Consider the following 13,789-nt stretch of genomic DNA (forward strand, 5'->3'; position numbering starts at 1 on the left):
GCTCGGGTTGTGCGGTCGGGCGCGGGCGTTGGGCTCGGGTTGTGCGGTCGGGCGCGGGCGTTGGGCTCGGGTTGTGCGGTCGGGCGCGGGCGTTGGGGTTGGGTTGGGTGGTCGGGCGCGGGGCTTGGGCTGGGTGGCGGTTGAACAAGGTGTTGATTCAGGGGAATGCTGGGGGGCCGCCTCTTAGGGCTCGGCAGGTGGATTCGGGGTCGTTGACGAAGTTGGGGACCTGGTTGTCGGCTTCGTAGTAGCGGTGGAAGACCGGGGTCTGGGAGCCGGACATGGGAGGGACGATCCAGCTCCAGTCGGCGGGGCAGCCGCGGCCGGCGCGTTGCTCCTTCTCGAGGTGGATGAGGAACCTGCGGGACTCGGTGTGGTGGTCGGTGACCGTCACGCCGTTCGTGGTGAACGAGTGCAGGACCGCCCGGTTGATCTCGACCAGGGCCTGGTCCCGCCACAGGGTCGCCTCGTGCGAGGTGTCGAGCCTCATCCGCTCCGCGACCACCGGGACCATGTCGTAGCGGTCGCTGTCGCCCAGGTTGCGGGCCCCGATCTCGGTGCCCATGTACCAGCCGTTGAACGGCGCGGCCGGGTAGGAGACACCGCCGATCTCCAGCCGGTTGTTACTGATCACCGGGACCGCGTGCCACCGCAGTTCCAGGTCCGCGAACCACTTCAGCTCCGGGTGCTCGAGCGGAACCTCGTGGACCACCTGGTCGGGCAACTGGAACATCCGCGGCCCCTCCTCGACCGTCTCCACGACCAGCGGGAGCACATCGAACGCTCCCGGCCGCTCAGGCGGTCGCCACCCGCGTTGGATCAGTTTGCTCGTGAAAGCGCGGTACCGCGGATCCCCGAGCGTGCGACCGTCCGCTTGCTCGTACCCGGCGTACCGGATGAGCAGTTCGTTCCAGATCCTCGGAGCGGGCCGCGACGGCGTCTCGGGAGCGAAGACGCTGATCATCGGCCGGATCTTGCCGCCGTTGTACGCCGTGCTCAGATGCTCGAAGCAGTGCGCGGCGACGCTGCCGGCGTCGGAGACCGTTCTCAGGTCGCGCACCTGCAGGCTGTGCCAGTACAGGCGGCCGATGCAGCGTTTGTTGTTGCGCCAGGCGACGCGCGCACCGAACGCCAACTCCTCGGCGGTGTGCCAGTAGGTGCCGGTCGTGTCGATCTCGCGCATGACCTCGGTCAGCCGGGGCTCCAGCGGCCCGGCGTGCGGGTCCTCGCCGTGGTAGAGCTCGAGGAACTCCTTCGCCGCGGCACGGACCGTCTCGACGTCGAGTTCCGGCTCGGACCGGCTCACCGGCGGGTGACCGGACACTGGCGGATGATCAGGCACCGGCGGGTGATCAGGCGGCGGTGTGACCCTCACGGCGTACCGAGACGCCGTACGGCGGGCACGCCGGGCTGTGCCCCACCGCGTGCCGGCGACCTGGAGCAGCTGCTCCCCGGCGCCGGCCGAGACGACCTGTCGGACGCAGATTCCTACGGCGAGCAGAAGACCTGCGAGGCTGAGCGCGATCGCCAGCTCGGTCGAGACACCGATGGGCGCCCTCCGGCCGAGTTGGAGCGCGCCGAGGGCGGCGCCTGCCACGGCCAGTCCGAGGACTGCGAGTGGCAGCGCCAAGGGCCGACGGCTACGGGCAGGCTGCCGGCTTGTCGGAGCTTCCGCGCGGTGTTCCTCCGTCCGGGCGGGGTTCGGAAGAGTTCGCACGGGTCACTCCGAGCCCGGAGACCCCGGACCGCGACCGTTCGCTCCCCCGTGCCCGTTCCCGTTCGCATGCCCGTTCTGCAGGCGGACCTGCCAATCGCTCAGGTCGTCGAACCAGGCGTCCTTCTTCTCGCGGGACGCCTGTTCGCCGGCCTGTCCCGTGCTCCCGAGCCGCTCGACCTCGGTCGAGAACGAGTCCACGATCGACTGCATCCGGCTCTGCGCGTTCTGGGCGTACGACCGGACCTGCTGCCCGGCCGTGTCCATGGCCTCCTCGACGATCCTGCGCTCGTGGGCGCGCGCCTGGCCGATGCGCTCGCGGGTGTCGCGGCTGACGTCCTCGACCATCTCCTCGGCCACCAGCTGCGCCTGGCTGAACAGCTGGACGATCTGGTCGTTGACACGCTCGCCGACCTGCTCGTACTCGTCCAGCTCACTCTGCACACGCTTCACCTCCGCCCGGGCTCGCCGCAGCTCCGCCTGGAGCCGTTCGTTCTCGGCGCGGCACTCGCTGACCTCTCTCGCGGTCGCGTGCACCTGGTCGGCGAGCAGGTCGATGTACCCGTACACCTGGTCCGAATCGAGCCCCCGGAGTCTGCGCCGGAACGTCTCGCCCCGGATCGCATCGGGGGTCTGGTAGTGCGGAGAGCCGTGGCGGTGCTTTCCGTTAGTCACTGGTTGTCTCCTGACCTGGTGAGCGCTGGATCGGCCCTGTGCTCGTCCACGGGCGCGTAGTAGAAGTGCTCGTACTTGATGTGCTCGGGGTCCATGCCGGCGCCGGCCAGTCGCTCCAGCGTGTGCGCGACCATCTGCGGGCCGCCGCACACCATCGCCGTCCGCCCGTACAGGTCCTGCCGGGCCGCGACCATGCCGACCTTCCCGCGCGTCCCGGGATAGGACGCGTCGTCGGACACAACTTCGGTGTATTCGAACCAGGGCCGCTTCTGCGCCATTTCCCGCAACTGCGGCCGGTCGTAGAGGTGCCAGGGCATCCGGACCCCGTGGAGCAGATGGACCCGTGGAGCGGTGCGCGACCGCGCCCACTCGTTGTCTATCTGTTCGAGCACCGCGAGCAGTGGGGCGAGACCGGTTCCGCCGGCGACCATCAGCACGTCCCGTACGTCGTCTGTGCGCCGAGTCAGCCGTTCACCGACCGGGGCGCCCAGTTTCACGACGTCGCCGACCTTCAGCGACCGCACCACGGCCGGGCTCACCTGGCCGCCGTCGATCTGCTGCACGTGCAGGTCGATCGAGCCGTCCCGGCGCGGGGCGTTGGCCGGACTGAAGTACCGCCACGCCCGGGGCCGTTGCGGGATCTCCATGGAGACCGACTGGCCCGGGAGGAACTGGAACTCGCGCCGCGGCCGGATCGTCAGCAGCGTGAGGTCCATGGTCCGCCGCTCGACCGCGACCACGTCGGCGTCCCACCAGTCAGGAGTGGACTCCGAGGAGGTCTCCGCGGCCTCGACCATCATCCGCGCGATCACCTGGTAGGCCGCCGTCCAATGGCCGGCCAGCTCCTCGTCCCACTCGGATCCGAGGAAGTGTTTCAGGGTCGCGCACAACGAGGCTCCGACCGCGTCGTAGTGCTCCGCGAGTACGGCGTACTTGCGATGATCGCGGCCGAGATGCTGCAGGAACGCCGCATCGTTCTCGATCTGATCGGCATGGCTGACGATCCGGCCGAGGGCGCCGACGAACTTGTCCCGCTGGTGCGACATGGAGAGCGGAAACATAGACCGCACCTCGGGATAGGACACGAACAAGTGCGAGTAGAAGTACAGCGGCACCTGTTCTCCGTGCTCTGTCACCCGGTCCCAGCTGCGCTGGAGGGCGTTGGCATCCATAGGAAGTCGCTATCCGGCTCGAGAAGGCAGCTCCTCGAGTGAAGCGATCGGCCCGTCAGCGGGCAGCAGGTATTGCCTGTCGTCGGCCCAGGCGGCCGACGGACACTGCGTTGACAAGGGTTCCCTCCCAGTCCAGTCCCCGAGTCGGTCCTTCGTGGTGTCTCCCGCCCGCAACCTACCCGCGCCCAACGGCTTGAAACCGCGAACCGGACCGATACGTGCCGAAATTCCTACGGGGCTCTCAGAAATGCGATGCCGTCGACACTGGCGGGCGCAGTGGAGGTAGAGATGATCTTGAGAGCCCCTGTACGGAAGGGGGTTGTGGGGAGGTAGGTGACGGCGCGGCTGGTGGTGGTTGCGGCCAGAGAGACCGTGCCGATCCTGATGTTCGCGTGGTAGATGTCCACGCGGCCTTGGCCCGGGCCGTGAATCGCTACCAGGGCGATGCGCAGGCCGGACTCGGTGGCCTTGGTCAGGTACGCGCCGTTCGCTTTGAGGATGGTCGTGGTGCCTTGGAAGGCCAGCGTGCTGGTGGAACGCGTGACAGTACCGGCAGAGGTCAGAGCACGGTCGTCCTCCGGCGCGACCGAGCAGATCGGTGCGGACCAGGCGGACAGGTTCCCCAGGTAGTCGCGGGCGCGCACCATGAAACACTCGTCCCAGCCGAGTCGCGGCGACCAGGTGATCCCGGTGATGCGCGTGTTCTGCCAGACAGCCGGGTAGATCCACTTGCCGAACGCGGCACCTGTTGCGGCCACCTTGTAGACCACGTCGTACGACGCAATGTCGGTGTCGTCCTTGTAGGCCCAGCGGACTGTCGCGGACCCGCTCAGCTGCACGCGGTCGCCGATGCGCCACGTGACCAGTGAGGGCGCCGTACCGTCCACTTCACTGCAGTACGACGTACTCCAGGCGCTCAGGTTGCCGGCGTAGTCGCGCGCACGCACCTGCCAGCAGGTGTCCGTGCCGATCGGTGCCGTCAGACTCGCTCCAGTGGTCTTGAGCCCCTGCCACGCGGGCACCTGGTTCCAGGCGCCGTACGGCGACGTGCGGTTGGGGCGTTGCTGGATTCGCAGGTCGTAGCTGTCCACACCGGTCGCAGGTGAGTTCGGGTCCTGCGGGTCGTCGTACGCCCACTCGAAGGACAGGCTGGTGTTGTCGCGGATGCGATCGCCCGCGGACGCGTTGGTCAGTACGGGCGCGACGGTGTCCGGGTGCTGCTGCGGGTCGGCGGTCAGCCAGGTCAGGCTGATCACGCGGGGCTTGCTGGTCGCGTCGGCGTACACGATCTTCGCCAGGCCGGATCCGTCTGCCCGGAAGCTGGGGGTGGTGGTGCGGATCGGCCCGTAGCGGCGCTGTCCCAGTGCTGGGTCGTTGAGGTCCGTGACCAGCAGGTCTGAGCCGGAGGCCTGCACGGTGAATCCGTTGCCCAGCTGGGCGTCCGCGGCCACGGTCAGGTTCCGCGGCGGCTGCGGCCCGTTGACGTCTACAACCTGGTTGCAGCCGCTTAGTAGCGCCCAACGGCCGTTGACGTCGTCCGGGCCGACGGTGCACGCACTGGCGACCAGTACGGTCTTCACGACACCGGTGGTCAGGTTCTTACCGTCCAGGTGGCCCGGCTCGGTCACTTTCCACACCGTGTCACCGGACAGCGCGAACGGCGGGGCGACGTCGGCCACCTTGGTCTTACTGGCGACGTTGTACACCTCAGCGGTCGCAGCAGCCGGTGCACGATGCGAGACGAGCTTGCCGCCCTTCCCGAGCACCACTTCGTCCGCAGCGGGGAACGTGAGCCCACCGACCTTCGCCGTACTCCCGTCGAATGTCAGTAGCGAAGGCCCCTCGACCTGGATCGGCTTGCCGTCGTTCGAGCCGCCGGAGGCTGTCCACGTGGTCCCGTTGTTGCTCGTCTCGTAGACAGGGTTCGAAACGACCACGCGGGCGCCCGACATGCCGACGTCGACCGCCGTACGCCCGGGAACGAGGACGCCCTCCCCCAGGTGCTGCGGTGGATCGGCAGCCATCACCTGTGACGCCGTCAACGGCAGCAGTACGACGGCACACACCACGGCCGCCTTGACACGTAAGCCCAGCACGAGAGACCCCCAGTACACCGATGACTTCGCGCCGCACCCTAGTCAGTAACCACCAGTAACGGAAGCGCCGTGGAAAACCGGGTGACACCCCGAGACCTCAAGAGGATCCTGAAAGGCTGACCAGCAACGAAAGGGACGGATGCAAGCGGGAATCACGGTATCGGCGGCCGAACTGCCCGAGGTACTGCTGCACGTGGCAGTGGTACGCCCGGTCTTCCTCTGGGGCGCACCGGGGATCGGGAAGAGCAGCCTGGTGCGGGCGTTCGCGGAATCGCTCGGTCTGGAGTGCGTCACGCTCCTGGGCACGCAGCTCGCGCCGGAGGACCTCATCGGCGTACCGCAGATCGTCGACGGCCGCAGCCGGTTCGCACCACCCGTGGCGATCGCCCGCGACGAGCCGTACTGCCTGTTCCTCGACGAGCTGAACGCCTCCTCGGCCGAGGTGCAGAAGGCGTTCTACTCGCTCATCCTGGACCGCCGCATCGGCGAGTACGAGCTGCCCGCGGGGTCTGTCGTGATCGGCGCCGGCAACCGGGCTACGGACAACGCCCTGGCCCGACCGATGGCGAGCGCCCTGGTGAACCGGCTCGTGCACATCCACCTGCGCGCGTCCGCGACCGACTGGCTGCAATGGGCCGTTACGGCTGGGATCCACCCGTGGGTCCTCGACTACCTGCGCAACCGACCAGACCACCTGTGGACCGCGCCGCCGAAGACCGAGGAGCCGTTCTCGACGCCGCGCAGCTGGCACATGCTGTCGGACGCCCTGCACTCGTACGGCGCCGACGTGTCCGACGAGACGCTCCGGGTCCTTGCCTTCGGCACCTTGTCCGCGGCGCACGCGTCGGCGTTCCGCGCGTACGTGAAGACGGTCCGGCACGCGTTCGGGCTGGATGCCGTGCTGAAGGGTGAGACCGGCTGGCCGTCCGCCCCGGAGGACCGGGACCTGCTGTACTTCCTGGCCGAGACGTTCCGTGCCCGCCTGATCAAGGAGCTGGCCGCGGACAAGGCGTCGGCGAGCCCTGCGGCTCGTCAGCTCGCCCATCGTGGCAAGGCGCTGCTGGTCGAGCTCGCGGAGATCTCGCTCGAGGTGGCGCAGGTGGTGATCGCGGCCGACGACGACGGCCGCCCGGTGCTTCCGACGTGGTTCCTGGTCGAAGTCAGCCGCGACCTGCCGCGGCTGGTGGCGGCCCGTGCCTAAGCGGAAGAATTCGCACCGGGACCCGGCGTGGGAGGCGATCCACTCCGGCTGGGGCGTCATCGTGCGGCACCCGCTGTTCGCACCGATGGCGGACTGGGCGCACACCCCGCTCAGGGACGACAGCTGCCCGGCGGACGGCTGGGCCACGATCGACTCGAACGGGCAGATCCACACGCACCGGACGCGTCGCGCCACACCAGAGGAGTGGGCGTGGGTCTTCGCGCACCTCCTGATCCACCTGGGCCTCGGCCACGCCGAACGGGATCTGCCAGCACCTGACCAGGCCACCAGCACCGCAAACGACGTGGCGGTCAACCGCTACCTCCAGTCGCTCAAACTGGGTACGCCGGTCGTTGAACTGCCGTCAGACTTCCCCGCGATGGACGAAGACGCGCTGGCGCGACTGTGGCGGCGCGCCGGCGTACCGGCGGAGTACGAGCGACTGGGCGTGGCAGGTCACGTGCCTGATGTCCACACCGCCCGCTGGAACGGTTGGGGCACGCCGCCGAACTGGGGCGAACTGTTCGCCGCAGGTCTGTCCGCCGCGGCTGCTGCGGCTGTCGAGGTTGCTGGTGGCGCACGCTCGTCGCTGAGTGCAGGCAGCGGCGGCCGGGACAAGTGGGACCTGGCCCTCGGCTGGTTCGTCTCGTCGTACCCGCTGCTCGGTGCTATCGCTGCGAGCATGACGGTCGTCGCCGACGCCGAGCTCGCCCGCGGCTGGGACATCCGGGTCGCGGCGGTCAACGCGTCCGCCGGCGAGATCTACGTGAACCCGCTGACCAGCCTGACGTTGAGCGAGTGGCGGTTCGTCATGGCGCACGAGATGCTGCACGCCGCGCTGCGGCACGGCGAGCGCGTCGGCGGCCGTGACCCGTACCTGTGGAACGTCGCCGCCGATCTGGTGATCAACGGCTGGCTCGTGGAGATGGGTGTCGGCACCCTGCCCGACGGCGGGCTCTACGACCCGGCGCTGAAGGGCATGTCCGCGGAGGAGGTCTACGACCGCATCGCTACGGACCTGCGGCGCTACCGCAAGCTGGCGACGCTGCGCGGCGTCGGTCTGGGTGACGTACTCGGCCACCCGCTCCCACACTCCGGTGAGGCCGCACGGGCAGCCGGTCTCGACGACATCTACCGACGTGCCCTGAGCACCGGGTTGGCGTACCACGACCCAGCACGCGGCACACTGCCTGCCGGACTGGTCGAGGAGATCCGCGCGCTGGACCACCCGCCACTCGCCTGGGACGCACAGCTGGCGCGCTGGTTCGAGGAGCACGTCCCCGCGGTCGAGAAGGCCCGCACGTACGCACGCGCCTCCCGACGCCAATCCGGTACGCCGGACATCCCGCGCCCCGGCTGGATCCGCCCGGTCGAGCTGGAACGACTCCCGACGTACGGCGTCGTCCTGGACACCTCGGGTTCCATGGACCGCGAGCTGCTCGGCAAGGCACTCGGAGCGATCGCGTCGTACTCACGCGCTCGCGACGTACCGGCCGCGCGAGTGGTCTACTGCGACGCCGCGGCGTACGACGCCGGCTACGTGCCGGTGGACGACATCGCCGGACGCGTGAAGATCCACGGTCGCGGTGGGACCGTTCTACAGCCCGGCGTGGACCTGCTGGAGCGAGCAGACGACTTCCCGGCCCACGGCCCCATCCTTCTCATCACAGACGGCCAGTGCGACGTCGTCCGCGTACGGCGCGAACACGCCTGGCTGATCCCCCGCAGCACATCCCTCCCCTTCACCGCCAGGGGTCCTGTATTTCGCGTCGAGTGAACAGCGTCTGCTGCGGGCGAACAGGTGTAGTTGGGTGGCTCTGCTGAGTGACAGGTTCACGGGATGGCATGGGTTGTGAGGGGCGAGTTCCGGAAGCTGTGGATCGGGCAGCTGGTGTCCGCGTCGGGCAGCGCGGTCACCACTGTCGCGCTGCCGCTGGTGGCTGTGGTGACGCTGCAGGCGTCGGCTGTGGAGATGGGTGCGTTGTCAGCGTTGACGATCGCACCGCATCTGGTGCTCGGGCTGTTGGCCGGCGTCTGGGTCGACAGGTGGCCCCTGCGTCGCGTGCTGATCTGGTCCGACGTCGGACGGCTCGTCCTGCTCGGCTCGGTGCCTGCTGCGGCCGCACTGGGGTGGCTGCACATCGAGCAGCTGTACGCCGTCGCCGTACTGACCGGAGTGCTGACTCTGCTGTCGGACACCGCGTCGCAGACGATGATCCCGTGGCTGGTGCCACGTGAGGACCTGATGCGGGCGAACAGCGCGGCCCTGCTCAATCTCAACCTGGCCTCCACGCTCGGACCGTCCGTAGCCGGGTTCCTCGTCCAGGTGCTCACAGCACCGTTCGCGATCCTCGTCGACGCGGCGTCGTACGTCGTGTCCACGATCGCGGCGTACCTGCTCCGCGAGCCCACCCGCGCACCTGCACCCGAGCGGTCCGAGGTACGACTTTCGGCGGGACTGCGGGTGCTCTTCGGCCACCGGATGCTCAGGCCGCTCGTGCTCTCGGCAGGTATCGCTGCCATGGCCGGATCGATGCAAGGCCCGCTGGTGGTTCTCTTCCTGATCCGCGAGCTCGACAAGTCACCGGCGTTCGTGGGGCTGACCATGACCGCGTTCGGAGCCGCTGCCGTGGCCGGTACCTTCATCGCTCCCGCCTGGTGCCGCCGGGTCGGCCTCGGCCGCTCCTATCTGACCGGCGTGTTCCTCGCGTCGTTCAACGGCGTCGCTCTGTTCACCGGTGTGACGCCGGTGATCCTCCTCGGGCAGGTACTCGCCGGACTCGGTATGTCCCTGTTCGGCGTCCCGCAACGCACCCTGCGCCAGGCGCTCGCGCCGCCGCACCTCGTGGGGCAGGTCACCGCGTCCTGGCGCACCTTGGTCATCGGCGGCCAGACGGTCGGCGCGGCTGCCTCCGGCGTGCTCGCCACCGCCCTCGACATCCGCCCCACCCTCCTGATCGGCACCGCCGGCATGCTCGCCGGCCTCCTGGTCGCCGCCTTCTCCTCGCTCCGCGGGCTGCAGGATCTGCCCGAAGGGGAACCGGTCGGGCGATCGATGGCGTAGGACTGATCGCGGATCGTGATAGGTCGAGAGGGGATGCCCGCCTGGGCATCGGGTGGGCTATTGCGTTTCATTGGCAGGGAATGGAATTCGCGCGACAAGCGCTTACCTACTGAGCGATACTGGAAAGTGCGCCGTTTTCCGGTCGTCAAAGCCCTTTTGAGTCGAAGTAGATGGGAAGTGCGCCCGTCCAGATGCCCTCAGAGCACACTGTCCAAGCGCCGTCGATCGCAGCCCCTACCACCCGTGCCCCAGAACGCAGCCGCAACCTGTGGCGGCTCCGTCCCTACCTGAAGCCACACCGCTGGCGCCTCGCGGTGATGTTCTCCACCGCCATGCTGGGCGTCGGCGTCAGCCTCGCCGTTCCGCTGGTCACCCGAGCCATCATCGACGGTCCGGTCACCCGCCGCGAGCTGAGCATGCTGGTCCCGCTCGCACTGCTGGCCCTCGGGCTCAGCATCTCCGAGGTCATCCTGGTCTGGATGCGCCGCTGGGCGCAGTCCCGGACCGTCAGCGACCTCGAGGCCACGCTCCGGCACGACCTGTACGTCCGTCTGCAGTCACTGCCGATGGAGTTCCACACCCGCTGGCAGAGCGGTCAGCTGCTCTCCCGCGTCACCACCGACCTGTCCACGATCCGCCGGTTCATGGGGTTCGGCCTGCTGTTCCTGGTGATGAACATCCTGCAGCTGGCCGTGGTCACGGTCCTGCTGCTCCAGCTGTACTGGCCGCTCGGCCTTGTGGTCCTGGTGGCCGCCGTGCCGATCGTCATGGTGTCGCTGAAGTTCGAGAAGAAGTACCTGCGGATCTCCCGCAAGGTCCAGGACCAGCAAGGTGACCTGGCCACCCGGATCGAGGAGTCGGCGCTCGGCTTCCGGGTGATCAAGTCGTTCGGCCGGCGGCCGCACGTCCAGGGCCAGTTCGACGACGAGGCGACCAGGCTGTACGACACCGAGGTCGAGAAGGTCCGGCTCGCGTCGCGGTTCTGGAGCTTCCTCGGCGTCATCCCGAACCTGACCCTGGTGATCGTGCTGCTGCTCGGCGCGCTCGCCGTCGGCCGGGAGGCGATCACGCTCGGCACCCTGGTCGCGTTCATCACGCTGATGCTGTCCCTGGTCTGGCCGGTCACCTCGCTCGGCGCGATCCTGGCGATGGCGCAGGAGTCGATGACCGCGGCGGACCGGATCAGCGAGATCCTGGACACCCATTCGGTGATCAAGGACGGCTCGGAGGAGCTCACGAACCCGCGGGGCCACCTGCGCTTCGAGCACGTCGGGTTCCGGTTCTCCGACGACTCCACCGAGGTGCTGCACGACATCAACCTGGACCTGACCCCTGGTACGACGCTCGCACTGGTCGGCGCCACCGGGTCCGGGAAAACCACCCTGACCGCACTGGTCCCCCGGCTGTACGACGTGACCGCCGGGCGGATCACCATCGACGGGCACGACATCCGGGACCTGTCCCTGGTGTCGCTGCGGACGGCTGTCGCGTCCGCGTTCGACGACCCCACGCTGTTCTCCATGAGCGTCCGGGAGAACCTGACCCTCGGCCGTCCGGACGCATCCGAGGCAGACGTCCAGCAGGCGCTGGAGGTCGCTCAGGCGCAGTTCGCCAACGACCTCCCGTGGGGCCTGGAGACACGCGTCGGTGAGCAGGGCATGTCGCTGTCGGGTGGTCAGCGGCAGCGGCTCGCACTGGCCCGTGCAGTGCTCGCCAAGCCCGCCGTACTGGTGCTGGACGACACCCTGTCGGCTCTCGACGTACACACCGAGGCATTGGTCGAGGAAGCACTACGGAACGTGCTGTCCGAGACCACTGGCATCGTGGTCGCGCACCGCGCGTCGACGGTGATGCTGGCCGACCAGGTCGCTCTGCTGCAGAACGGCACGGTCACCCACGTAGGAACCCATCACGAGCTGCTGACAACGGTCCCGGCGTACCGGCACCTGCTCGCAGCGGAGGAAGAGGAGGTGCACGCATGACGACCCAGACCCAGCAGACACCTCCGGAGGCCTCTGAGGCGAAGGAGGACGAGCAGCAACCGAAAGAGCAGAAGTGGCGGGGCGTCTTCGAGGACGACCCCGACCGGGAGGTCTCGCGCGCGACCAGCATCCGGCTGAAGGAGGACTCCCGGAAGCTGCTCGGTGAGCTGCTCCGGCCCTACCAGAAGCTGATCTGGCTGCTCGTGGTGATCGTGATCGTCGAGAACGGCGCCCGGCTCGCCGTGCCGTACCTGGTCCACCTGGGCATCGACAACGGCATCCCGCCGATCCTGGCGGGCAAGGGCTCCCAGGAGCTGATCACGATCGTCATCGCCGTGCTGGCGTCGGCGCTCCTGCAGGCCTGGGCGCGGCAGCTGTTCCTGATGCGCTCCGGCCGGCTCGGCCAGACCATCCTGCTCGGTCTGCGGCGCCGGGTGTTCGACCACTTCCAGCGGCTCAGCCCGGCGTTCCACGACAAGTTCACGTCGGGCCGGGTGATCTCCCGGCTGACGTCCGACGTACAGGTCATCGACGAGATGCTGGCGAACGGGTTCGACGGTCTGGTGACCGCGCTCCTGACGCTGGTGGGTACGGCGATCATCCTGCTCACGCTGGACGTCAAGCTCGGTCTGATCGCGCTGCTGTCGTTCCCGGCGCTGATGGTGCTGACGGCGTGGTTCCGGAAGCGGTCCGGGGCCGTCTACCGGCAGACGCGTGAGGCCGTCGTACTGGTCATCGTGCACTTCGTCGAGTCGATGACCGGCATCCGCGCGGTGCAGGCGTTCCGCCGGGAGCCGCGCAACGAGGAGATCTTCCACGGCGTCAACGACCGCTACCGGAAGGCGAACCTCGAGGCGTTCCGGCTGAACGCGATCTTCATGCCGTCGATCAAGGGCGTCGGCAACATCACCATCGTCGCGATCCTGGCGTACGGCGGTTACCAGGCGTACCACGGTCACGTGACGGTCGGCGTCCTGACCGCGTTCCTGCTGTACCTGCGGCAGTTCTTCGAGCCGCTGCAGGACATCTCGCAGTTCTACAACACGTTCCTGTCCGCGTCGGCGGCGCTGGAGAAGCTGTCCGGCGTGCTGAACGAGACGCCGGACGTCCCGGAGCCGATCAAGCCGGCCAAGCCAGGCCCGGCCCACGGTCACCTGGAGCTGCGGAACGTGCGCTTCGAGTACGTCGACGGCGTACCGGTGCTGCCCGGTCTGCAGCTGGACGTGCCGGCCGGTCAGACCCTCGCCCTGGTCGGTACGACGGGTGCCGGCAAGACCACGATCGCCAAACTGGTGGCGCGGTTCTACGACCCGACGAGCGGGCATCTGCTGCTCGACGGCGTCGACCTCCGGGACCTGGCCGAGGACGACCTGCGCGAGCGGGTCGTGATGGTGACGCAGGAGAACTTCCTGTTCACCGGCTCGGTCGCCGACAACATCCGGTTCGGCAAACCGGACGCGACGATGGAGGAGGTCGTCGAGGCCGCGAAGGTGATCGGCGCGCACGACTTCATCATGGCGCTGCCCAACGGGTACGAGACCGCGGTCGAGAAGCGCGGTTCCCGGCTCTCGGCGGGTCAGCGGCAGCTGGTCGCGTTCGCGCGGGCGTTCCTGGCCAACCCCGCCGTACTGATCCTGGACGAGGCGACGTCGAGCCTGGACATCCCCAGCGAACGCCTCATCCAGCGGGCGCTGAAGACGATCCTGGCCGACCGTACGGCGATCGTCATCGCGCACCGGTTGTCCACCGTCGAGACCGCCGACCGCGTCCTGGTCCTGGAACACGGCCGGATCATCGAGGACGGCCCTCCCGACCACCTCATCACCATGGACGACGGCCACTACGCCGGACTCCACCAGGCCTGGGAAGACTCACTGGCCTGACG

9 protein-coding genes are annotated in these 13,789 nt (G+C 68.5%); 5 read left to right on the forward strand and 4 right to left on the reverse strand.

Annotated elements, in window-relative coordinates; all coding sequences use genetic code 11:
- Window positions 1-157 precede the first annotated feature (157 nt).
- From EV647_RS08130 to EV647_RS08145, 4 genes are all read right to left on the reverse strand, one after another.
- Window positions 158-1,630 (reverse strand): nitric oxide synthase oxygenase, encoded by a 1,473-nt coding sequence (locus EV647_RS08130; protein ID WP_238177087.1) that lies wholly within the window; start codon window positions 1,628-1,630, stop codon window positions 158-160.
- A gap of 90 nt (window positions 1,631-1,720) precedes the next feature.
- Window positions 1,721-2,389, reverse strand: coding sequence for a DivIVA domain-containing protein (locus tag EV647_RS08135; RefSeq protein ID WP_134000584.1), 669 nt, complete (start codon window positions 2,387-2,389; stop codon window positions 1,721-1,723).
- Window positions 2,386-3,561: a globin domain-containing protein gene (locus EV647_RS08140; protein ID WP_134000586.1), complete on the reverse strand. Its 1,176-nt coding sequence runs from the start codon at window positions 3,559-3,561 to the stop codon at window positions 2,386-2,388. Before EV647_RS08140 ends, EV647_RS08135 begins: the two co-directional genes overlap by 4 nt.
- A gap of 230 nt (window positions 3,562-3,791) precedes the next feature.
- The gene (locus EV647_RS08145) at window positions 3,792-5,657 is read right to left on the reverse strand and encodes a hypothetical protein (RefSeq protein WP_134000588.1); all 1,866 of its coding nucleotides are present in this window, start codon (window positions 5,655-5,657) and stop codon (window positions 3,792-3,794) included.
- Window positions 5,658-5,796: 139 nt separating this feature from the next.
- On the opposite strand from EV647_RS08145, the gene EV647_RS08150 reads away from it, so the two are divergent.
- From EV647_RS08150 to EV647_RS08170, 5 genes are all read left to right on the forward strand, one after another.
- Window positions 5,797-6,858, forward strand: a complete 1,062-nt coding sequence (locus tag EV647_RS08150) for an AAA family ATPase (protein WP_134000590.1) — start codon at window positions 5,797-5,799, stop codon at window positions 6,856-6,858.
- The gene (locus EV647_RS08155) at window positions 6,851-8,635 is read left to right on the forward strand and encodes a hypothetical protein (RefSeq protein ID WP_238177090.1); all 1,785 of its coding nucleotides are present in this window, start codon (window positions 6,851-6,853) and stop codon (window positions 8,633-8,635) included. The genes EV647_RS08150 and EV647_RS08155 overlap by 8 nt, the downstream gene beginning before the upstream one ends.
- A 63-nt stretch (window positions 8,636-8,698) precedes the next feature.
- On the forward strand, window positions 8,699-9,922 hold the full coding sequence (locus EV647_RS08160) for an MFS transporter (protein ID WP_134000592.1): 1,224 nt from the start codon (window positions 8,699-8,701) through the stop codon (window positions 9,920-9,922).
- Between the two features lie 317 nt (window positions 9,923-10,239).
- A complete protein-coding gene (locus EV647_RS08165; RefSeq protein ID WP_238175213.1) occupies window positions 10,240-11,904 on the forward strand; it encodes an ABC transporter ATP-binding protein in 1,665 nt (554 codons plus the stop codon).
- The gene (locus EV647_RS08170; RefSeq protein ID WP_134000596.1) at window positions 11,901-13,787 is read left to right on the forward strand and encodes an ABC transporter ATP-binding protein; all 1,887 of its coding nucleotides are present in this window, start codon (window positions 11,901-11,903) and stop codon (window positions 13,785-13,787) included. Before EV647_RS08165 ends, EV647_RS08170 begins: the two co-directional genes overlap by 4 nt.
- Window positions 13,788-13,789: the final 2 nt, after the last annotated feature.

This window comes from Kribbella sp. VKM Ac-2566 (assembly GCF_004366005.1).
In the GTDB taxonomy this organism is placed as follows: Bacteria; Actinomycetota; Actinomycetes; order Propionibacteriales; family Kribbellaceae; genus Kribbella; species Kribbella pratensis.